23 protein-coding genes and 1 tRNA gene are annotated in these 21,381 nt (G+C 60.0%); 16 read left to right on the top strand and 8 right to left on the bottom strand.

Going from position 1 to position 21,381, the window contains the following annotated elements; genetic code table 11:
* Positions 1 to 3: 3 nt before the first annotated feature.
* Positions 4 to 1,896, bottom strand: a complete 1,893-nt coding sequence (locus PH551_RS15750; protein ID WP_221128323.1) for a peptidylprolyl isomerase — start codon at positions 1,894 to 1,896, stop codon at positions 4 to 6.
* Between the two features lie 219 nt (positions 1,897 to 2,115).
* Between PH551_RS15750 and PH551_RS15745 the strand changes: the two genes are divergently transcribed.
* Positions 2,116 to 2,397: a hypothetical protein gene (locus PH551_RS15745; RefSeq protein WP_085780070.1), complete on the top strand. Its 282-nt coding sequence runs from the start codon at positions 2,116 to 2,118 to the stop codon at positions 2,395 to 2,397.
* A 72-nt stretch (positions 2,398 to 2,469) separates the two neighbouring features.
* Here the strand turns inward: PH551_RS15745 and PH551_RS15740 are convergent, their stop codons facing one another.
* Positions 2,470 to 2,724: a GlsB/YeaQ/YmgE family stress response membrane protein gene (locus PH551_RS15740; RefSeq protein ID WP_064802691.1), complete on the bottom strand. Its 255-nt coding sequence runs from the start codon at positions 2,722 to 2,724 to the stop codon at positions 2,470 to 2,472.
* A gap of 545 nt (positions 2,725 to 3,269) precedes the next feature.
* Here PH551_RS15740 and PH551_RS15735 point away from each other — a divergent pair.
* The 3 genes from PH551_RS15735 to PH551_RS15725 all read left to right on the top strand — a co-directional run bounded on the left by PH551_RS15735 (position 3,270) and on the right by PH551_RS15725 (position 5,757).
* A complete protein-coding gene (locus PH551_RS15735) occupies positions 3,270 to 3,428 on the top strand; it encodes an entericidin (RefSeq protein ID WP_085778213.1) in 159 nt (52 codons plus the stop codon).
* Between the two features lie 485 nt (positions 3,429 to 3,913).
* Positions 3,914 to 4,807, top strand: coding sequence for a transglutaminase family protein (locus tag PH551_RS15730; protein ID WP_097599347.1), 894 nt, complete (start codon positions 3,914 to 3,916; stop codon positions 4,805 to 4,807).
* Positions 4,808 to 4,950: 143 nt separating this feature from the next.
* Entirely contained in the window at positions 4,951 to 5,757 is an 807-nt protein-coding gene (locus PH551_RS15725; RefSeq protein ID WP_097599348.1) for a transglutaminase-like domain-containing protein, read from the top strand.
* Between the two features lie 38 nt (positions 5,758 to 5,795).
* Here PH551_RS15725 and PH551_RS15720 read toward each other — a convergent pair whose 3' ends face one another.
* A complete protein-coding gene (locus PH551_RS15720; protein ID WP_184459645.1) occupies positions 5,796 to 6,020 on the bottom strand; it encodes an alkylphosphonate utilization protein in 225 nt (74 codons plus the stop codon).
* Positions 6,021 to 6,518: 498 nt separating this feature from the next.
* The gene (locus PH551_RS15715) at positions 6,519 to 7,205 is read right to left on the bottom strand and encodes a TetR/AcrR family transcriptional regulator (protein WP_285193684.1); all 687 of its coding nucleotides are present in this window, start codon (positions 7,203 to 7,205) and stop codon (positions 6,519 to 6,521) included.
* A gap of 195 nt (positions 7,206 to 7,400) precedes the next feature.
* On the opposite strand from PH551_RS15715, the gene PH551_RS15710 reads away from it, so the two are divergent.
* Positions 7,401 to 7,892 carry a RidA family protein gene (locus PH551_RS15710; protein ID WP_285193683.1) on the top strand — a complete coding sequence of 164 codons (492 nt, stop codon included), beginning with the start codon at positions 7,401 to 7,403 and terminating at the stop codon, positions 7,890 to 7,892.
* 47 nt (positions 7,893 to 7,939) lie between these two features.
* Here the strand turns inward: PH551_RS15710 and PH551_RS15705 are convergent.
* Both PH551_RS15705 and PH551_RS15700 read right to left on the bottom strand, forming a co-directional pair.
* Positions 7,940 to 8,029 (bottom strand) — tRNA-Ser (locus PH551_RS15705).
* 169 nt (positions 8,030 to 8,198) lie between these two features.
* Positions 8,199 to 9,020 carry an Ig-like domain-containing protein gene (locus tag PH551_RS15700; protein WP_285193682.1) on the bottom strand — a complete coding sequence of 274 codons (822 nt, stop codon included), beginning with the start codon at positions 9,018 to 9,020 and terminating at the stop codon, positions 8,199 to 8,201.
* A 519-nt stretch (positions 9,021 to 9,539) separates the two neighbouring features.
* Here PH551_RS15700 and PH551_RS15695 point away from each other — a divergent pair.
* The 4 genes from PH551_RS15695 (at position 9,540) to PH551_RS15680 (ending at position 13,831) form a co-directional block, all read left to right on the top strand.
* Positions 9,540 to 10,640: a septal ring lytic transglycosylase RlpA family protein gene (locus PH551_RS15695; protein ID WP_285193681.1), complete on the top strand. Its 1,101-nt coding sequence runs from the start codon at positions 9,540 to 9,542 to the stop codon at positions 10,638 to 10,640.
* A gap of 71 nt (positions 10,641 to 10,711) precedes the next feature.
* A complete protein-coding gene (locus PH551_RS15690) occupies positions 10,712 to 11,905 on the top strand; it encodes a D-alanyl-D-alanine carboxypeptidase family protein (protein ID WP_285193680.1) in 1,194 nt (397 codons plus the stop codon).
* 214 nt (positions 11,906 to 12,119) lie between these two features.
* Positions 12,120 to 12,800 (top strand): dTMP kinase, encoded by a 681-nt coding sequence (tmk, locus tag PH551_RS15685; protein WP_285193679.1) that lies wholly within the window; start codon positions 12,120 to 12,122, stop codon positions 12,798 to 12,800.
* Positions 12,801 to 12,808: 8 nt separating this feature from the next.
* Positions 12,809 to 13,831, top strand: a complete 1,023-nt coding sequence (locus PH551_RS15680) for a DNA polymerase III subunit delta' (protein WP_285193678.1) — start codon at positions 12,809 to 12,811, stop codon at positions 13,829 to 13,831.
* Positions 13,832 to 13,847: 16 nt separating this feature from the next.
* Here PH551_RS15680 and PH551_RS15675 read toward each other — a convergent pair whose 3' ends face one another.
* The gene (locus PH551_RS15675; RefSeq protein ID WP_285193677.1) at positions 13,848 to 14,636 is read right to left on the bottom strand and encodes a sulfite exporter TauE/SafE family protein; all 789 of its coding nucleotides are present in this window, start codon (positions 14,634 to 14,636) and stop codon (positions 13,848 to 13,850) included.
* A 231-nt stretch (positions 14,637 to 14,867) separates the two neighbouring features.
* On the opposite strand from PH551_RS15675, the gene metG reads away from it, so the two are divergent.
* Genes metG through PH551_RS15660 form a run of 3 tightly spaced genes read left to right on the top strand, consistent with a single transcriptional unit; the run spans position 14,868 to position 18,027 of the window.
* The gene (gene metG, locus PH551_RS15670; RefSeq protein WP_285193676.1) at positions 14,868 to 16,418 is read left to right on the top strand and encodes a methionine--tRNA ligase; all 1,551 of its coding nucleotides are present in this window, start codon (positions 14,868 to 14,870) and stop codon (positions 16,416 to 16,418) included.
* A gap of 4 nt (positions 16,419 to 16,422) precedes the next feature.
* Positions 16,423 to 17,205, top strand: coding sequence for a TatD family hydrolase (locus PH551_RS15665; RefSeq protein WP_285193675.1), 783 nt, complete (start codon positions 16,423 to 16,425; stop codon positions 17,203 to 17,205).
* A 3-nt stretch (positions 17,206 to 17,208) separates the two neighbouring features.
* Complete coding sequence (locus PH551_RS15660) at positions 17,209 to 18,027, top strand: MBL fold metallo-hydrolase (RefSeq protein ID WP_085778201.1); 819 nt, start codon at positions 17,209 to 17,211, stop codon at positions 18,025 to 18,027.
* A 67-nt stretch (positions 18,028 to 18,094) separates the two neighbouring features.
* Here PH551_RS15660 and PH551_RS15655 read toward each other — a convergent pair whose 3' ends face one another.
* Positions 18,095 to 18,703, bottom strand: coding sequence for a TerC family protein (locus PH551_RS15655; RefSeq protein WP_020921320.1), 609 nt, complete (start codon positions 18,701 to 18,703; stop codon positions 18,095 to 18,097).
* Between the two features lie 256 nt (positions 18,704 to 18,959).
* On the opposite strand from PH551_RS15655, the gene PH551_RS15650 reads away from it, so the two are divergent.
* The 4 genes from PH551_RS15650 to PH551_RS15635 all read left to right on the top strand — a co-directional run.
* Complete coding sequence (locus PH551_RS15650; protein ID WP_285193673.1) at positions 18,960 to 19,625, top strand: hypothetical protein; 666 nt, start codon at positions 18,960 to 18,962, stop codon at positions 19,623 to 19,625.
* Between the two features lie 58 nt (positions 19,626 to 19,683).
* Complete coding sequence (locus PH551_RS15645; protein ID WP_285193672.1) at positions 19,684 to 20,055, top strand: hypothetical protein; 372 nt, start codon at positions 19,684 to 19,686, stop codon at positions 20,053 to 20,055.
* Positions 20,056 to 20,437: 382 nt separating this feature from the next.
* A complete protein-coding gene (locus PH551_RS15640; protein ID WP_285193671.1) occupies positions 20,438 to 20,947 on the top strand; it encodes a GNAT family N-acetyltransferase in 510 nt (169 codons plus the stop codon).
* Between the two features lie 218 nt (positions 20,948 to 21,165).
* Positions 21,166 to 21,381, top strand: a 216-nt coding sequence (locus tag PH551_RS15635) for a helix-turn-helix domain-containing protein (protein WP_285193670.1), incomplete at its 3' end; no start/stop codon positions are given.

Here is a 21,381-nt window from a genome sequence, read left to right as displayed (position 1 = left end):
CTCCTAGCGGACCGCCGCCTGTTCGGCGAGCGTCTGGTTGATCGAAGCCCCATACTGTGTCTGCAGCAGGTTGACCATCTGGTCGAGAATATCATCGCCGGCGGCATTGGCCATGGCGGTGAGCTGGGCGTCGCGGTTGTTCAGCACGTCGCCGGTCGGCTGGCTGTTGACCTCGGTGACCTTCATCAGGATCTGCGTCGAGGGATCGGCGCCGACCGCGCTCGCAACCGTATCGACAGGGCCGGAGAAAGCGGCCTTGACAGCGGCGCGTCCGAGAACCGGATCATCGGTGGAGCGCGTGATACCGCTCTTGCTTTCGACGGCAATGCCGAGCGGCGCTGCAATGTCCGCAAGGGCGGTGCCCTTTTGCGCCTGGGCCTTCAATTCATCGGCCTTCTTGGCGAGTTCGGCCTTCTGCTGCTCTGCTGTCCAGTCCTCGACGGCTTTCTCGCGCACCTCGGCAATCGGGCGGTCCCGGTCCGGCGTGATTTCGCGGACGTTGAACCAGACATAGCCGTCATTGCCGATCGGAAGCGGCGAGGCATCGACGCCGACGTCGGTCTTGAAGGCTTCGCCGAGCAGCTGCTGCTTGGCGGGAAGATCCTTGACCTCTTTGCCGTCCTTGTCGGCACCGGTCGCATCGACGGCGTCGACGGTCACCGCCTTGAGCTTCAGCTGACCGGCGATATCCTCGAGCGTCGCGCCGCCGGCGCGCATATCCTCGATACGGTCATGAACATTGATCACTTCCTGAGAAGCGTTGGAAAGCGCCAGCTGCTTGCGGATGTCTTCCTTCACCTCGTCGAAGTTCTTGACCGTTTCCGGCTTGATGTTGGTGATGCGCAGGATGACCGGGCCGAACGAGCCATCGACGACAGGCGTCGTGCCGCCATCCTTCGACACCGCAAAAGCGGCATCGGCGACGGCCTGGTCGGGAACCTTGTCCTTGGTGAACTCGCCGAGCAGCACGTCGCTTGCCGTCTTGCCCTGGTCGGTGACCAGCTGATCGAAGCTGGTGCCGCCCTTCAGCGCCGTTTCGGCGGCGGTGGCGAGATCCTTGCTGGTGAAGGTCAGCTGTTCGATCGTCCGGCTTTCCGGCGTGCGATAACTGTCCTTACCCTTCTCGAAAGCTTCGCGGATCTGGTCGTCGGTAACGGTTGCGGCATCGGCGATATCGGCCGGCTGTAGCTTGAGATAGATGAGCTTGCGGTATTCCGGTGCGCGGTAGCGTTGCTTGACGCCTTCGAACCAGCTCGCCAGGACGTCGTCGGCGGGCGCCTTGATCGGCTCGATATTGGCGTTGGTCAGCAAAAGGTAGTCTATGCTGCGGCTTTCATCGCCATAAAGCTTCAGTGCGTCGATCAGCGTCTTCGGCGCGGTAAAGCCATTGGAAACGGCATCGACGATCTGGCTGCGGACGGCAACCTTGCTGCGCTCCCTGATGTAATCGTCCTGGCGAATGCCGGCATTGCGCAGGCGCGAAACGAACAGCTCGCGATCGAACTGGCCGTTGACAGCCTTGAAGGCCGGATCGTCGGCAATCAGCTGGGCGAGACGATCCTCGGACAGGCCGAGGTTCATATCTTCGGCGAGCTGGTCGAGCGAGGCACCGGCAACGAGCTGTGACAGCACCTGCTGCTCGACTCCGAAGGCGCGGGCCTGCTCGGGCGTGAGGCGCATGCCGAACTGCTGGCCAATGCTTGCCACCTGACGCTGATAGGCAAGGTGGAATTCGTTCACCCCCACCTTCTGATCGCCGACGGTCACGACAGTGGTGCTGCTGCCGCCAGATATCAGCTCGCGCGATATGCCCCAGATGCCGAAGGAGGCCACCAGGAGAAGCAGGAGCAGCTTGGCAACCCAGGTCTGAGCAGCTCTTCTCAGAAGATGGAACATGGAAACGCAAACCTCGCAGTATTATTGACCCGCGCACGGGCAGACATTCGACGTTCCTTAAAACAAAGCCGACAGGAAATGAAGGGTTGTCACGCGAAAAGCTGCGCATGGCCGCAAGCGCGACGCAAGGCGTTGATGGCGAACAAAAGATCGGCTGCCGGCGGAACCTTTCAGGCCGCCATTTCGTTGAAGCGGCATCCCATGAAACAGGAGCAGACCATGGCAGAATTGAAAACCGCTTCCGCCGAATCCACCGCTGCGCGCGTCAAGGCGGATATCGCAGCAGACGATTTGTCGGCACAGGTTACGGCACTCCGTGAAGATCTCTCCAGATTGACGGACAGTGTGCGGGCGCTGGGGCAGGGGGCAAAGTCGGTGGTTACGGACGAAGCTTCGCTGATGACGGAACGGCTGCGCGACAAGGTTCGCGAAGAACCGATCATGGCGCTCGCGGTAACGGCAGGCGTAGCCTATCTTTTCGGCCTGCTGAGCCGCCGCTGAACACGGACTTCGGGACAGAAAAGCCGGACGCAAGGCGCGCCCGGCTTTTAGTCATGTCTGCCAGTTATGCAATCAGCGGCGGATGGCGCGGCCGATGAAGATCAGAATGCAGGCACCGATGAAGCCGGTGATCAGGTAACCAAGCCACCCCGCCAACGGCTGGATGTGCAACAGACCCAAGATCCAGTTGGCGACGATCGCGCCGACGATGCCGAGCAATATATTCATGAGCACGCCCATATTGCTGCTCATGACCTTTTCTGCCAACCATCCGGCAATGCCGCCGATGATGATGGCCGCAATCCAACCCACGCCTGCGTTTTCCATAGTGATCCCTCCTGGTGAAACAACTCGCAAGAATGCATGAAACAACGGAAAGTTCCACTCCTGGAGGAACTTAGGGGTGCAGCACGGTGACCGGGGTTTCCAGCAGGTACGCGACGAGTTGGAACATTAGGCCGCTTAGCGCAAGAATTGCGAAGCCGAAAGGCATGATCAGGCTTTTGCTAAACATTCTCTCCTCTCCCGTTTTGAGTAAAGCATAAGCCGAAGTGCGTGCTACGCAAGGTTATTACTAACAATTGGTTAAGTGAGATATTTAAGTAAAATGATAAATTCCAAGCGTGATCCCGCAGGTTGTTCGCGGATATCATTCTGAAAGACACGGTAAATGGTATGTGCCTTCGATTCCCGTCCGGCAATTCTACGTTTCGGAGAGTTTTGGCTGAAGTAATCCGTTTCTCGACGGAACAGGGAGCCGTCGGATGCATCAATTCGGCGCAGGTGCTGAGTTATGTCCAGCCGCCGGCGGATTGATTTTGGCTCGGACTGCGTCATTTTTCCGGGGGTTCGTTCAATCAGGGAAAACCTCGATGCCAAAAGCTGCAATCGCTATCGCCTGCTGCCTCTGCCTGCTTACGCTCGCCGGCTGCGGCAATACCGCATACGGACTGAAGAAGGATGGACAGGAGGCGAGCCACGCAATGGATAATGCGACCCATCGGGTGCTTTCGGCCGGCGCCAAGAAGTAATGGCGGCTGCCGGCGACACGCAGCAAATCTTGCATGAAAAAAGCCCGCCTGGGGTGAGGCGGGCTTAGCATAACAGAGAGAATGGACGGACCAAAACCGTCCCGACTGATACAGCATTTCCTTAAGGGGCCGCCGTACGTCATTCGACGTAGCCGCGACCGTTCCGGCAGCGCGTCAGGATCGGGTCAGAAGTTGCCCCAATTCTGAGCGCGGGCACGGGCGCGAATAATCCGGTATTCGCGACCGCCATAGAGCGAACCGATCGTCAGCAGAAGCGTCAGAACGTCCCAGATGATATGCATGTTATCCTCTCAGGTTGGACGGCTCTGCCGTCGATCGGTGAAGGTACAATAGCAATCTTTCGAACCTGCTTATATGACAAGAAATCGGGATGAGCAGGGAAAGGAGCAGGGCGCTTGCGGCGTCTGATAAGACGCGCGGCGCTGTAGGAGCAGCAACGTGAACAAATCAGCCGGCGCCAGCCCATGACGATTTTCTCCGTCCGCCACATCACGTCCTATCGTTACCGCCGGGAGGTCGATTTCGGCGAGCATCGCCTGATGTTCCGGCCGCGCGACAGTTTCGACCAGCGGCTGATCGAGGCGTCGCTGACCACCTATCCGGAGCAAAGTCATGTGCGCTGGATCCACGATGTTTTCGGCAATTGCGTGGCGCTCGTCGATTTTTCCCGGCCGTCGGTTGAGCTTCGTTTCGAAACCTGGATCACACTCGATCATACGCCGCAGCTCGCCCCGGACATTCGGATCGACGAGGCGGCGCTGACCTATCCTTTCTCCTACGACAAGGACGAAATCGCCGATCTCGCGCCGGCGATGCAGCGCCATTATCCCGATTCGGGCGATGAGGTCGGCCGCTGGGCGCGCCAGTTCGTGCGCCTGGGGCACCCGACGGAGACCGGGCACCTGCTGATGACGCTCTGTTATGCCATTCGCGAAAGCTTTGTCTATGCACGTCGCCAGGAACATGGAACGCAAACGCCGCTGCAGACCTTGCACCTTCGCTCCGGCACCTGCCGGGATTTCGCGCTTCTGATGATGGAGGCGGCACGCTCGCTAGGCCTCGCGGCGCGTTTCGTCACCGGCTATGTCTACGTCCCCGACCGGGACGGCTCCACAGTGCTGGGCGGCGGTTCCACCCATGCATGGTGCCAGGTCTATCTTCCCGGGGCCGGCTGGGCCGAGTTCGATCCAACCAACGGCATCGTCGGCAACCGCGACCTTATTCGCGTGGCCGTTGCCCGCGACCCGCGCCAGGCTGTTCCTTTGAGCGGCAGTTACGACGGGCAGGGCTCAGATTTCGAGAACATGACGGTGCAGGTCAACGTGACCACGCGACAGCCGTGGGTTGCCGAGGGGTAATGATGCAGTGGCGGGGCAATGGTGAATTGCCTGGGCCAAGGCGCTTTGCCCGGGAAGGTGCGAGGCATATCGCGGGAACCGGGCGGCGCGATCGACGTTCCATACTCACCTCCGCCCATGCCGGGAGGGACGAGGAAGCCACAATGAAGATACGCGCCGGGTTTCATCTGGGCTATAAATGCATACAGCCGACGCCGATGCTGCTGGTCCTCAACATTCATCCCTCCCGTCGCGCCGATCTTCTAAGCGAGCAGGTCCTGACATTCGACCGGCCGATCGAGGCGTGGGAATATACCGACAGCTTCGGCAATGCCTGCAGCCGGATTGTCGCTCCGCCGGGGCTGACGACGATTTCCACCGAGTTCGAGATCTATGACACGGGGCAAGCCGACATCGTTCCCGTACAGGCAGTGCAGCACGCAATCAAGGATCTGCCCGACGAGGTGCTCGTCTTCCTGCTCGGCAGCCGTTACTGCGACACAGACAGGCTTTCGGATTTCGCCTGGGCGACCTTTTCAGCAACGCCGCTCGGCTGGGCGCGCGTGCAGGCGATCTGCGATTTCGTGCATAATCACATCACCTTCGATTATCAGAAGGCCGACGTTCTCAGAACGGCGCATGGCGGCTTCACCGATAAGAGCGGCGTCTGCCGCGACTTCGCCCATCTCGCCATCGCGCTCTGTCGATGCATGAATATTCCTGCCAGATACTGCACCGGTTATCTCGGTGATATCGGCGTTCCTGCCGATCCGAATCCAATGGATTTCAGTGCCTGGTTCGAGGTCTTTCTCGGCGGGCACTGGCATACGGTCGATGCCCGCCACAACACCCCGCGTATCGGCAGAATTCTGATGGCGACAGGCCGAGATGCCACCGACGTCGCGATGTCGACGGCTTTCGGCCCGGCGATGCTTTCCCGCTTCGAAGTGATCACCGAGGAAGTGCCGTAAGTTGCAGCCATGGACTCACGGGCCGCCGCAGGTAGATCCTACGCCTTCTTCAGGAACTCGGTTTTCAGCACGAGGCCTTTGACCTGCTTGGTGTTGCACTCGATTTCGCCGGGATTGTCGGTCAGACGAATGCCTTTGACCAAGGTTCCACGCTTCAGCGTCTCCGAGGTCCCCTTGACCTTGAGGTCTTTGATCAACGTCACGGAATCGCCGTCGTGAAGCTGGGTTCCGTTGCTATCCTTTACGATAATGTCTTCGGCCATGATGTCCTCGCTTGATGATGCGGGGGGGGAAATCACGACGATAACGGAGAGTCAATCACCGGCCCCATCCGATTCTGGTTCTCCTGCCCCCGATCCGCGGCTGACTTACCGCGGCGGAAGGGTGGTTGCCGGGTTGCAGAAGGAAGCTGACGGCGGGCCTGTGAATCGGAACGCCGTCGAGTGAGACTGAGACCAAGGTCCGACCCGACCCGGACTTCATGCCGATACCCAACCCTCGGTCCCCGCAATAGGTTTTCGCGGTGGCATGAGTTTGCGGAGTTTTAGCGGTGACCAAGATTTTCGTTGTGGGGATGATACTGACGCCGGTTGTTTTCTGGGGTTCCATCGGTGCGCTGATCTACTCAATGTTGTCGTGAGCCGATGTTGCACTGTCAGTTCACGGCCAGAACCAGGCTTAGGGGCACATGCACCTTCGCCACATCAGCAAGCATGTTCCCGCTCGTCGAACCGGGTCATTCCTGTCCTCGCGCCTCTTGTTCATCGTCTCGGAACAAGTCCGTCAAGCAGGAAGTCCAGGCCTTTCCTGAAAACCCCGTCCCAATCATTGTCCAACAGCAGACGAGCACGCTCGATCGTCGGGTATTCTGCACCGAGATGAGCAAGGCGCTGCTGCCCGGCGAGCATGTCTTCGTCCGAAAGGTCGAAATTCGCACGAGTAATGGTCGCGCCCATCACATAGTTCCAGAGCGACCATATCCCGCCGTTCAAATCCGCCTCCTCGACACCGGCTCTGGATAAGACCCTGCCCAGCAGCTCCAGACGACTGAGGATATTCGGGCCAAGTGCCCGGCGCGGCAGCAGCGATGCCGACCAGGGATGGCGCAGCATGCTGGCGCGCCAGTCTTCAAGCATATGAAAGACCGCCTGACGCCAATCCGGCGATTCGATTATTTGCGACGGTCCGCGATATTCGAGCACCGAGTCGAGCGCGAGATCAAAAACCTCCTCTTTGTTGGCGACGTGCCAATAGAGGCTCATCGCGCCCGAGCCGAGGCGATCGGCCAGCCGACGCATCTTCAATCCCTCAACGCCTTCGGCGTCCAGCAGTTCAACCGCGGTCGCTACGATCCGTTCGAGCGAAAGAGGCGGTTCCTGTACGGAGGGGACCGGGGCAGCTTTCCGGTGAGACCGTTTACTCTGAGTGCCGTCGCGTTGGGCTGCCATGTGTCTTTCCTAAAAAGATCGGGACATCGATTTAAGCCGGCGAAGCGACGGATGTCGATCCTCGCCAGTTGACTCGTACAATGTACGATGCGATGAGTCGTACGTTGTACGAGTCTCACTTGCCAAAGAGTTAACAGCGCAATCCAGGAGGCGGTGAGGGTCGTTCCTCGCAGTCCTCACGGCCGAAAGAACATCATGTCACACGCAATCAAACATCTGCTCATCGGAGGGCTGATCATCATGACCACAGGAATTCCCAACGCGACGACGGCGGCGAATGAAGGTGACCTCAAGCTGACCGTCGTCAATCCAAAAAACCTCTACGATCCGACGCCGAATGGCTATAGCACGGCGGTGATCGTCCCCCGCGGCGCCCGGTTGGCCTACATCTCCGGACAGGGTGGCCAGGATAGCTCGGGAGCCTTGTCGCCGGACTTCGCCGTCCAGGTGAAGCAGACCTACGCAAATCTGCGCAGCGCCCTCGACGGCCTCGGCGCAAGGCCGGATCAGGTCGCCAAGCTCACGGTCTTCGTGGTCGAACACGATGTATCCAAGCTCGAGGTGCTGACGAGGAACGTCAAAGAAATGTTCGGCGACGCACTCCCGGCCCAGACCCTTGTCCCCGTTCCCAAACTTGCAATCGATCCGATGCTGTTCGAAGTCGAAGCGGTCGTCATGCTTGAATAGTGGCTGCGACTGATCCGCCGGGCAGTTCTGATGGAGAAAATTGCAAATGGCGGAAGAGGTGGGATTCGAACCCACGGTACGGTTTCCCGCACGCCGGTTTTCAAGACCGGTTCCTTAAACCACTCGGACACTCTTCCAAGTTTTTGGGAAGCCTGAAGAAAGTCCGTTTCGGTCTTTCCGGTGGATCGGTGGTTTCTGCCGATTTGCTGCCCATTCACTCACAGGCCGGCTTTTTAGCAGCTTTGATGGCAGCGTCAACTTGTTCTGCAGAGAAGCGGCTTTGACAGCCGCTTCTCTCTGCCGCCGTCAGACCAGGACGGTGAAGTTGTCGAATGCGAGCTGCGGAAAGCCCGTGGGCTCGACATCGGGCTGAATATCGAAGCGGACAAAATCGACCGCCCCCAAGGCTGCCAACGAAATGTGCTGGCCATCGGCAATGGTGTCTCCGTAGACCGTCAGTGACATCTCACTCACCTTGTTGCCGCCGATATAACCCTCGAAGGTGACGAGGGCATCGACACCTTCATAGGCGGGGTCGAAATTGGTTGCGACATCGACGCCCTCGATGGTGAAGAGCTTGCCATCAACGCGTTCGAAAAACGGATTATAGGGATTGGTGACGACGTACTCGTTGCCGCCGGATTCGGCGACCGCCCAAAGGTTGCCATCGAGTTTGTCGCCAAATTTGAATCCTCCATAGCCGGAGGCGATGTCAGGCAGCCCGGGATATTCGGTGGGAGCATTCTCGAAATCGATGGAATACTGCCCTTGCGGAGGAGTGTGGACGCCGATGTTGAGACTGGCGAGGTCGGTGCCGCCCTTTCCATCGGAGATCTTAAATGAAAAATTCTCGCCGAAGATTCCGCCGGGCTCAAGCGCGCTCGGATCATTGACCGTGTAACTATAGCTGCCGTTGCTCCAAATCGTCAGCGTCCCGTGCTCACCCTCAATGGTAAGATATCCCGGCTCGCCCGCCTTGTTGGGAATTCTCATTCCGTTGACGAACTGAACCTGAAGCAGATCGCCGTCGGAGTCCGAGGCGTTGTCGAGAACGTTTCCTTCGATGGCCTCCGCTGGTGCGTAGTCGTGGACCTTCACGTCAGGCACTATTGGTTTGTGATTTGCCATGGCTCGTCTCCTAAAGATGAGCGTGGATAGGACGCCGGGCTGCGACGCGAACGCCGCAAATAAACTTTCTACTCCACTTTGAGTCAAGCAACAAACTACACGCGATAGGGGAGTGGCGCCAGATGTTGGCGCCGTGGGGACACGTATATTGGAGAGGAATAGGTGGTATACTACCCTGGGGAGAAAGTTCCGGTTGTAACCGACGTCCGAAGAGCAGCTGTTGCGCGTGCCGGTGTCTCAATCCGGTACCTCTCGGACTTTGAAAGCAGGTCGACGTGTACCATGTGGCCCGCGTCGGCACACCGATTTCGGCTCTGATTGCCACAACGGGAGAGCTTCCCGTAAGCAATTTATAAACCATATTTATTAGAATTATCGCTATCGCAGCGAAATCGTTCGCAAATTTGCCACGAACCCAGCAAGATTAAAGTCTCGTTAGGCGGGCGGGGATAAGGCGTTGTTGACCCAGGATGGGGCAGGGTTCCTTAACCATAACGATCTTTGAGCGGCGTGGGGCACATGAAACTGGAATACGGAGCGACTTTCGCAACGACAGCACGGTGGCTGGCGATATCGGCGATGTGTGCGACGGTTGCGGCGTGCGGCACGACACAGGCCGTGCCGAAGAAAAGAGCCCACGGCAAGGAATATTTCTCCGAATCCGAATATGGCGTTAAGGCCAGCCCCCGCGTCGCTACCGGCAACAATATCCCGAAGGGCGGCGGCCGCTACATGGTCGGTAACCCCTATGAGGTGAAGGGCAAGTGGTACTATCCGAAAGAAGACTTCGCCTATAACAAGGTCGGCGTCGCCTCCTGGTACGGCTCGGCCTTTCACGGGCGACTGACGGCGAACGGCGAAGTCTACGATCAGATGCATCTTTCCGCCGCGCATCCGACCTTCCCGCTGCCGAGCTATGCTCGCGTCACCAACCTTGAGAACGGCTCCTCCATCGTCGTGCGTGTCAACGACCGCGGCCCTTATCACGAAGGCCGCATCATCGACCTCTCCAACAAGACGGCCGACATGCTGGATCTGCAGCACAGCGGGACCGGCAAGGTGCGCGTGCAATATGTCGGCCGCGCCCGCATGGACGGCCATGACATGCCCTATCTGATGGCCTCCTACGTGCCGAAGGGCAGCCGCATTCCCGGCATCAATCCGGGAGGGCAGATCGCAACCGGCGTGATGGTCGCCTCCAACAGCCGCAAGATCACCCGCGATCAGTTGCAGAACGCCGAAGACTACGAGACGCCGGCGAATGTGCCGGTGCCGATGTCGGCGACCTCCTATGCCGGCTCGACGCCGAGCGCGCGCTACAATGCGGCGCCGGGCCTTGCGCCGGCCGCCCATGTTCTGGTGGCGCCGTCGGCTCCTTCCCCCAATGCCTCGCCCGGCTTCGATCAGATGGTGGTGCTGCCGGAGTTCGGTCCCATGCCTTATGAGCGGCCGTATGGCGGTTCGCAGGGCTCCCTCGCGCTCGGCTATCAGAACGAAGCGGTGAAGACAGTAACGGTCGATCTCGCCTTCGACGCGGTGATGGTGCGCAATGATGGCCTAACTCCGGCCTCCATCCTTGCCTCGGCCAGGCGCCAGCAGGCAAAATCGGCAGCGCGTTGAGCACGGCGATTGCATCGAATTTCGCCGCGCTCTAACCTTCTCAAAACGCCGTTAACCGATGGGAATTTGCGATGCTGAGGCCTGTGCTTCGTCTGCTTGCATGCCTGATGCCGCTCGCCGCCAGCGCACATGCCGCCGACGGGGGTGCAGCCGGTTTTGCCACCAAGGCGGCGCAGGCCTATATGATCGAGGCCTCCACCGGCACCGTGCTTCTCGCCAAGAATGAGGAGCAGAGCTTTTCGCCGGGGTCGCTCGCCAAGCTGATGACGATGGATCTGGTGTTCGATGCGGTGACCAAGGGCGAGATCACGCTCGACACCGAATATCCCGTTTCCGAATATGCCTGGCGCACCGGCGGCGCGCCGTCGAGGACGGCAACGATGTTTGCGGCCCTCAAATCACGCGTGCGCGTCGAGGACCTGATCAAGGGTGTCGCGATCCAGGGCGCCAATGACAGCTGCATCATCCTCGCCGAGGGGATGGCCGGAAGCGAGCAGCAATTCGCGCAGTCGATGACCCGCCGCGCCCGCGAACTCGGCATGGAGAAAGCGGTATTCGGCAATTCCACCGGCCTTCCGGACGGCAAGAGCAAAGTCACGGCGCGCGAGATGGTGACGCTTGCCGCTGCCCTTCAGCAATCCTATCCCAATCTCTATCCTTATTTCGCGCAGCTGGATTTCGAATGGAACAAGATCTTCCAGCGCAACCGCAATCCGCTGCTCGGGCTCGATCTCGGCGCCGACGGGCTTGCGACCGGCTTTGCCGAGGGAGAAGGTTATTCGATCGTCGCGTCGGTCCAGCGCGACGGCCGGCGGCTGTTTTTGGCGCTTGCCGGCATCGCGTCCGACAAGGAGCGGACGGAGGAGGCCAAGCGCGTGCTCGAATGGGGGCTGACTGCCTTCGAGAGCCGTCAGATCTTCACCGAGCATGAAGTGATCGGCGCAGCCAGCGTCTATGGCGGCTCGGCGCGCACCGTCGATCTCGTCGCCAAAGCGCCGGTCAGCGTCTATATTCCGATCAGCAACCCCGACCGGCTTTCGGCGCGCATCGTCTATCACTGGCCGCTGACGGCGCCGGTGAAGCCGGATTATCAGGCCGGCACGCTCAGGATTTTCGCTGGCAGTCGGCTGCTCAGGGAAGTGCCGCTCTATACCGCGCAGGCGGTCGGGGAGGGCTCACTCAGCAGCCGGGCGGTCGACGCAGTGCTGGAGCTCGGCGAATCGCTGTTCTTCTCCTGGCTCTGGGACAAGTCCGCCCCCGGCTGAACGCCGGGATGAGGCTCTCGCGCAGAGCTCTTCTTTTCCCGCGTGCCGTTGCCGCACAGTCATGCTCCAGACTTGAATGCCTGACCTTCTGCTACAATTTGCGGGGAAGGTGATTATGTCGCCGCCGCGAAAGGTTTTCCTTCCCGATGTCTTCGGATAGATAGAAGAGGCGGGGCGCGCGGGCGTGCGGCGTCCGGAATGCGGGAAGTTGTCATTGTCATCCGGTACGGGACTGTTCGTTACGTTTGAAGGCGGGGAAGGCGCGGGGAAATCCACGCAGATCCGCCGCCTCGCCGAAGCGTTGAAAGGCGAAGGGCATGACGTGCTGGTGACGCGGGAACCGGGCGGGTCGCCGGGCGCGGAAGCCGTGCGCCACGTGCTTCTTTCGGGCGCGGCCGAGCCCTTCGGCACGCGGATGGAGGCGATCCTCTTTGCGGCGGCGCGCAACGATCATGTCGAAGAGGTGATACGGCCGGCCCTGACATCAGGCAAGATCGTGCTCTGCGACCGTTTCATGGATTCTTCGCGTGTCTACCAGGGCATCACCGGCAATCTCGACCCTGATTTCGTTGAGATGCTGCAGCGGGTCGCCATCAACGGCGTCATGCCGGATTGCACCTTGATATTGGATATTCCCGCAAAGGTCGGCCTGGAGCGGGCGCAGAAACGCAGCGCCTCGGACGGTCCCGATCGCTTTGAAAGGGAGCGGCTCGAAACGCACGAAAAACGGCGCGAAGCCTTTCTCGATATCGCCGCGCGCGAGCCGGAGCGCTGCCACGTGGTTGACGCCATGCAGACGGAAGAGGCGATTGCCGCCGAAATCCTGGAGATCGTCAAGCGGCTGATGTCGCCCGCAGACCGCGCTCGGATGCCGGAAGCCGCCCATTATGAGTGAAGTCCATTATGAGTGACGATCGGCCGGGACTGCTGGACGGCGCCATCTGGCCCGCCGAAAATACCAGGCTGTTTGGCCATGAGGAGGCGGAATCCTTTCTTGCCCAGTCCTACCGATCCGGCAAGGGTCATCACGCCATCCTGATCGAAGGGCCGGAGGGCATCGGCAAGGCGACATTCGCCTTCCGCTTCGCCAACCACGTCCTCTCGCATCCCGATCCCGATGCTGCGCCGGAGAAGATCGGCGATCCGGATCCCGCCTCGGCCGTCAGCCGCCAGATCGCCTCCGGCGCCTCGCACAATCTCCTGCATCTCGCCCGGCCGGTGGACGAAAAGACCGGCAAGGTGAAATCGGCAATCACCGTCGACGAGGTGCGCCGCGCCGGCAAGTTCTTCTCGCAGACCTCGGGCACCGGCAACTGGCGAATCGTCATCGTCGACCCGGCCGATGACATGAACCGCAATGCGGCCAACGCCATTCTAAAGATCCTCGAGGAGCCGCCGAAGCGGGCGCTGTTCCTGGTGCTTTCGCACGCGCCGGGCCGGCTGCTGCCGACGATCCGCTCACGCTGCCAGCCGCTGAAACTGGCGCCGCTTCCCGACGAAGCACTCGTTGCGGCCCTTGCCCATCTTGGCATAGCAGGCGAGGGCAGCGTGCTTTCGGCGGCCAAGGGCAGCGTCGGCGAAGCCTTGAAACTGTTGAACTATGGCGGCAGCGAAATCATCGCTGGTTATGACGAAGTGCTTTCCGCCGAGGGGCCAACCGCCCGCAAGGCGATGCACCGGCTGGCAGAGGCGCTCTCGGGCAAGGAAAGCGATACGATTTTCGATTTCTTCGTCAGCCACGTCGGCGACGACATCATGAGCCGCGCTCGCGCGGCGGCAGGCGAGGGGCAGATCGCCGCGGCCGAACGGCTGGCGCGGCTCTATTCGGAGGTTACCGAGCGGCTTACCGTTTCCGACGCATATAATCTCGACCGCAAGCAGACGATCATCAGTATTCTCTCCGATATCAAGCAGCCCAGACTCTAGCCAAGGTTTAGGCGGATCAGCCGGCCAGCAGCTTCCACGCAACGAGCGCAAGCGTGATGGCCAGGAGAATGCGAATAATACGTTCGTGCAGCTTCGGCGCCAGAAGGCTTCCCAGAATAATACCGGGAATCGAGCCGACGAGCAGGGCAAAGAGCATCGCCCAATCGATCTCGCCGATCAGCCAATAGCCGGTGCCGCCGATCAGGGTCAGGGGTACGGCGTGGACGATGTCGGAGCCGACGATTTCGCGGACATCGAGCCTCGGATAGAGCACGAGCAGGATCGTCACGCCAAGCGCACCGGCGCCAACCGAGGTCAAGGTGACAAGCACGCCGAGACAGAAGCCGAGAATGACGGTGAGGGCAAGAATGGTCGTCGGCCGCGGCAGGGTACGTTCGCCGATGGCGCGACGCGCAAATTCGAGGATCGGGCCACGAAAAATCAGCATGAACGCGGTCATGACGAGAAGCCAGCCGAGGGCTGATGTAATGGTGTTGGTCACGCCGATGCTCTTGCGATCGACACCTGCCAGCAGCCAGAGCATCAGCAAGGCGGCCGGGACGCTGCCGGCGGCGAGGCTGCCGACGATCTTCCAGTTGACGCGCCCATGCACGCCGTGAACAGCGGTACCCGCTGTCTTGGTGATCGCAGCATAGAGAAGATCGGTGCCGACGGCAGTTGCCGGATGGACGCCGAAGAGCAGCACCAGCAGGGGTGTCATCAGCGAACCGCCGCCTACGCCGGTAATGCCGACAAGAGCGCCGACAAACAGTCCCGAAATCGAATAGAGAGGCTCGAATGTCAAGCAAGCGCCTCCAACGGCGCCCGGCCACGGGGATTGTGGTGGGTGAAAACTGGCACGTCGTTGGGTCCCGCCTCTCTTTCTGACGACCGGTAAATTGCGTGCGAGACGGAGTCAAGCTCACGGCCCCGTGTCCTGGAATTCATGGGCGGCAGCGAAACTTGATGTTTCGCTCGACGGTGACATGCGCTAAGAGCGGCTGACCATTGATAAATAAGCCGGACCTTGGCCGCCATGACAGACAAGACATCCTTCTATATCACCACCGCGATTTCCTATCCCAACGGCAAGCCGCATATCGGCCATGCCTATGAGCTGATCGCGACGGATGCGATGGCTCGCTATCAGCGCCTGGATGGCAAGGACGTCTTCTTTCTGACGGGCACCGACGAACACGGCCAGAAGATGCAGCAGACGGCGCGCGCCGAAGGGATCCCGCCGCAGGCGCTCGCCGACCGCAACTCCGGCGAGTTCCAGGCGATGGCCAAGCTGCTCAATGCTTCGAACGATGACTTCATCCGGACGACGCAGGAGCGTCATCACGAGACATCCAGGAATATCTGGACGCTGATGGCCGACAATGGCGACATCTACAAGGACAGCTATGCCGGCTGGTATTCAGTTCGCGACGAGGCCTATTACCAGGAAAACGAGACGGAGCTGCGCGCCGACGGCGTGCGTTACGGCCCGCAGGGCACGCCCGTCGAGTGGGTGGAAGAGGCAAGCTATTTCTTCAAGCTCTCCGAATACCAGGAGAAGCTGCTGGCCCATTACGACGCCAATCCCGATTTCATCGGCCCGGCCGAGCGCCGCAATGAGGTGATCTCCTTCGTCAAATCCGGCCTCAAGGACCTGTCGGTGTCGCGCACGACCTTCGACTGGGGCATCAAAGTGCCGAACGACCCTTCGCATGTCATGTATGTCTGGGTGGACGCGCTGACCAACTACATCACGGCGACGGGCTATATCGAGGACAAGAATGGCCCGAGGGCGAAGTACTGGCCGGCGGATGTGCACATCATTGGCAAGGACATCATTCGCTTCCACGCCGTCTATTGGCCGGCTTTCCTGATGTCTGCGAAGCTGCCGCTGCCGAAGCGCGTTTTCGCCCACGGCTTTCTGCTCAACAAGGGCGAGAAGATGTCGAAGTCGCTCGGCAACGTCGTCGATCCGGTCAATCTGGTGAATCATTTCGGGCTCGACCAGGTGCGCTACTTCTTCCTGCGCGAAGTCTCCTTCGGTCAGGACGGCAGCTATAGCGAAGAGGCGATCGGCACGCGCATCAATTCCGACCTCGCCAACGGCATCGGCAATCTCGCCAGCCGGTCGCTGTCGATGATCGTCAAGAATTGCGACGGCAAGATCCCGGAATGCGGGCCGCTGACTGACGAGGACAAGGCGATGCTTGCCCAGACCGATGCGCTGCATGCATCGACGCGCGAGGACATGAGCAAGCAGCTCATTCATCGCGCGCTCGCCTCGATCATTGCAGTCGTTTCGGAGGCCGACCGCTATTTTGCCGGCCAGGCGCCCTGGGCGCTGAAGAAGACGGATCCGGCGCGGATGGGCACGGTCCTTTATGTCACGGCCGAGGTGGTGCGCCAGATCGCCATCCTGCTACAGCCCTTCATGCCGGAATCGTCGGGCAAGCTGCTCGATCTTGTCGCCGCGCCTGCCGACAAGCGCGATTTTGCCGCGCTTGGCGAAGTTGGCCGCCTCGTTGCCGGGACGGTGCTCGAAGCGCCGACACCGGTCTTCCCGCGCTATGTGGCTCCGGAGGCCTGAGGCCGTGCTGATCGATACCCATTGCCATCTCGATTTTGCCGACTTCGAGGCGGAGCGCGACGAGATCGTCACGCGCGCCCACCAAGCCGGCGTCAAGCAGATGGTGACGATCTCGACGCGCGTGCGCAAGCTCGACGGGCTGCTCGCCATCACGGAGAAATATCCATCGGTGTTCTGCTCCGTCGGCACCCATCCGAACAATGCCGGCGACGAGCTGGACATCCAGACCGAAGAGCTGGTGCGCCTGGCGAAGGCGCATGAGAAAGTGGTGGCGATCGGCGAGGCGGGCCTCGATTATTTCTACGACACGCAGACACCAGAGGATCAGCAGACCGGCTTTCGGCGCCATATTGCCGCCGCTCGGGAAACGCAGCTTCCGCTCGTCATCCACAGCCGCAGCGCCGATGCCGATATGGCTGATATCCTGACCGAGGAAACGGGGAAGGGAGCCTTCCCCTTTATCCTGCATTGCTTCTCGGCAGGGCCGGATCTGGCGCGAACCGGTGTCGAACTCGGCGGCTACATCTCTTTTTCCGGCATTCTGACCTTCCCGAAATCGGAAGAACTGCGTGAGATCGCCAAGACGATCCCGCATGAACGGCTGTTGGTGGAAACGGACGCGCCCTATCTCGCTCCGAAGCGCTGGCGCGGCAAGCGCAATGAGCCGTCCTATGTCGTCAATACGGCCGAAGTGATCGCCGAGACGATTGGCCTTTCCTATGCGGACGTCGCACGGATCACGACGGAGAACGCGTTTCGCCTGTTCTCGAAAATGCCAAGGATTTAGCAGGTGCTCTATCGGCGGCGCTTCACCATTCTCGGCTGTTCGTCGTCACCGGGCGTGCCGCGTATCACCGGCGACTGGGGCGCCTGCAATCCCGACAACCCAAGGAACCGGCGCACGCGCGCCTCATTCATGGTGCAGCAGTTCGCTCCTGATGGCGGTGTGACGACCGTCGTCATCGACACCGGACCCGATTTTCGTGAGCAGATGATCCGGGCAGGGGCCGACCATGTCGATGCGGTGCTCTACAGCCATCCGCATGCTGATCATATTCACGGCATCGACGATCTGCGCGGCTATTTTCACAATACGCGCCGGCGAGTGCCGATCTACGCTGACCAATTTACGATGGACAGGCTGCGTGAAGCCTTCGGCTATTGCCTGGAGACGCCGCCGGGCAGCAATTATCCGCCGATCGTGCTGCCTGTCGTCATCGAAAATCTTGACGAACCCGTCGAAATCCGCGGCCCCGGCGGCAAGATCGATTTTTTTCCGCATATCCAGCAGCATGGCGATATCAATTCGCTCGGCTTCCGCATCGGTGATGTAGCCTATTGCAGCGATATCAGCGATTTCCCGCCGCAGACCGTCGAGAAACTGAAAAATCTCGACGTGCTGATCATCGACGCCCTGCAATACACCTATCATCCGAGCCATCTGTCGCTGGAACAGTCGCTCGACTGGATCGGCCGGCTGAAGCCGAAAAGGGCGATACTCACCCACATGCATACGCCGCTGGATTATGACGCGGTAATGGCGCAGACGCCGGACCATGTGGTGCCGGCGTTCGATCAGATGAGCTTCGAGACGGAGTTTCTCGCTTAACCCAGCGATGCAGCATGCTTACACGCGTGCGGCAGGATCGGGGACTGAGCCGCGACCCTGGCGCAGGTCACTGCATATAGGGAAGAACCTCGACCGCGCCGCGATAGATCATGTCGAGCGAGACGTAGAGGATGATCAGCAGACCGATATAAGCGATCCAGCGATGGCGGCCGAGCAGACGGGCGATCAGGTTCGCGGCGATACCCATCAGCGCGATTGACAGGCCGAGGCCGATGACCAGGACGCTCGGATGTTCGCGCGCAGCGCCCGCAACGGCGAGCACGTTGTCGAGCGACATCGAAACGTCGGCAATGACGATCTGGGTTGCCGCCTGGAAGAAGGTCTTTTTCGGCGCGCCTTCGCCGCTTTCCGCTACGCGATCCTCGTTATGGCCGTCGCGAAGCTCGCGCCACATCTTCCAGCAGACCCAAAGCAGCAGCAGGCCGCCGGCCAGCAGCAGGCCGACGATCGCCAGCAGATAGACGGCAACACTGGCGAAGAGAATACGCAGGACCGTTGCGGCAAGAATGCCGACGATGATCGCCTTGCGCCGTTGTGTGGCCTCGAGGCCGGCAGCGGCAAGACCGATAACCACGGCGTTGTCGCCGGCGAGAACAAGGTCGATAGCAATGACCTGCAGCAAAGCCGTCAGACCGGCTGCCGTGAAGATGTCCATATGAAATGTCCCCAATGCGTCGAAAGCCGTGCTAGCGTCTCGATGGTTTGACGTCAACCGCCGAAGGCTGCAACAGACGGTGCGATTCACTGCCTGGTGTATCTGAAAAAGGACAGGCGGCAACGTTATGGAACTGCCGTGAAATGCCGCTGATCCGTCCCATTGCCGTGGAACATTCGTCTCGGCTGCCGGTTCTTCAAGTCAGAAACCAGTCGTCGGGTCGACGGCTGGAAGGAGACATCGAGAGGAGCGTTCCGTGAGCAACATTCACCACGATACTAACCCCAGCTCTTCAGGCCCGATGGGCGGCGGCAGCCTTACGGCATTTTTCGACAGCCGGTCCGAAGCCGAATCTGCGATCTCCCGTCTCGAGGACGCGGGCGTGCCGGTCGCAAGAATAAGATTGATGCCGGGCTACGAAGCGGACGGAAAGAATGCCGGCGCCATAAGCGACGACCGCAGCGGCTTCTTCGACGCGCTGGCCGACTTCTTCTTCCCTGATGAAGATCGCGCGATGTACGCAGAAGGGCTGCGGCGAGGCGGTTTCCTCGTTCAAGTCAACGATATCGACGACGCGCTCTATGAGACCGTTCACGATATTCTCGACGACGAAGGCAGCATCGACATCGATGAGCGGGCAGATCTCTGGTTGTCGGAAAGCGGCCGTCAAGGTGGGTCGAATACCGGTTTTGCCGGCTCGGCCCATGGCGGCAAAGCTGCGGATGACCTGGCCGTGTCCGAGAGCGCGTTCGAAGAAGAAACGCGACCGGTCGCGATACGCGACACCACGCATGGAAGCGCCAAGGTGCGCGCCTACACCTATCCTGGAGTCAGCTCGCCATCGACCGATCCTGGCCGGCAAATGCAATCGCAGTCGCAAGGAGGGTCGAACCAAAGTCAGGGATTCCGACGTGATCACTGATATGTCGGCATGAGGAGCCGACCTCGTTCGCCCCTGGTCAATAATTGAGGAGACGTCCATGCAATCATCCATCAATCGCGACGGTTTCCTTCCGCCGGATCCCGATGAGCTGGTCGCGGAAGGTGAGCCGCCGTTTGCCGACGCCGCCACCGCGACTGCGCGCGAGAAGGCCGACCACGATCTCGACCTCCTACAGCACGAGGTAAGGCTGTTGCGCGCCCGGATCGGCATTCTGCGCGAGGATGCGGAATCGGCGCTGAAAGCCCACGCAAATCTGATTGATGCAAGCGCCCATGTCCAACTCGGCAACTATCCCTGGGCAAAGCTCGCCTTGGCCACGAGCGCGGCTTTCATCGCCGCCAGAATCGTTCGCAGCCTTCCGTTCGGCGCTTTGCTGGCCGGCCACCTCTCTGATGCGAGACGGTGGTGAAGGGCTGACCATCTGATACGCCCGGTCCTCTGACAATTCGGGGGAGAGCCCAATGTGCTGCCCGCGATCTGACTGCGGGCCGCACTTCGCAGCTGTTGCCCCAAACTCCTTTCTGACATTACCAACCGTCCGGGCACTGTGCCGCAGAGAGTCTGCAAGCCGGGAGGCGCCCCGATGATGCGTCACCGAGACAAAGATCGGAAAATGACGGCAGCTGAGCAACGATCAGTCTGCCTCGGCCAGACAGGTTCGTCGATTGATGTTGATGGCGTGACGATTGAGGATTAGCAAACCGCAGGGCTTCCATACCCCCCTGTTCGGAATGCCCGTGGGTGATGTGCGAGTCGAACCTGTCGAGCAATCGATCTAAAGGTACAGCCAGATGATTGATTTCAGGTCACTGACAGAAGCAGATTTTCTGATGTTGTGTGAGTGGCTAAATAAACCTCATATGCGTGCTCACTACCAGAAGACGCCGATAACGATCGAGGAAGTTCAGAGGAAGTATTCTGAGCGCCTGAGCCCAAGCCATCCTACCCATTGCCATATCGCTTGTTATAATGGTGAGCCTTTCGGAAAATTGCAGTGCTATTTGCTTCGCGACTATCCCGACTTCGCGTCTGATTTGGGCGAGCACGACGGCGTAGCGGTCGACTTATTTGTCGGTGATGAGCAGTTCATAGGGAGGGGCTTGGGGAAAGCTATGCTTCGCTCATATGTGCTGAACGTGGTTCCTTCACTTTTTCCCCACGACTGCAAATGTTTCATTTGTCACGCTAAAGAGAACCAAATAGCTATTCGGGGTTCGCTGTCCGCAGGGTTTCTGCCGTACCGAGACGTCATCGAGGGCGGAGTGGAAAGTCTGCTACTTTCATTCGACCGACCGAACTAGGCATGTCTGCCTTTTGTCCGATAATCTCGTTCGGCGATAAATCCCGCTGACCATTGCGGAGAGACGGTTCGGGGCTAAAAGCAACAGTCGGAGAACCGCTCTCTTGTTCCATAATCTACCTTATGCGACCGTTTTGTGTAGCCGCAAAGTTAAAGTGTCCTGTTTCTGCAAAGTTGGAATGTCACTCTGCCCGCGTTTGATGACGTGGGAGATTGCGAATGGGACTGATTGCGATGAGCGAGCGAGACCTGCAGCGGATCGAGGTTTTGTCGAGGGTTGTCGACGGACGCATGACGTTGGCGTCGGCGGTGCATGTGCTTGACCTGAGCGAGCGCCAGGTGCGGCGGCTGTTGGATCGCATCAGAACGACCGGTGCGGCGTCGATCCGTCACAAAGCCATCGGCCGGCCGTCGAACAACCGGATCAGCGATAGT

The organism is Rhizobium atlanticum, from assembly GCF_030182485.1.
GTDB lineage: Bacteria > Pseudomonadota > Alphaproteobacteria > Rhizobiales > Rhizobiaceae > Rhizobium.
This window is presented reverse-complemented; position numbering and strand designations above follow the sequence as displayed.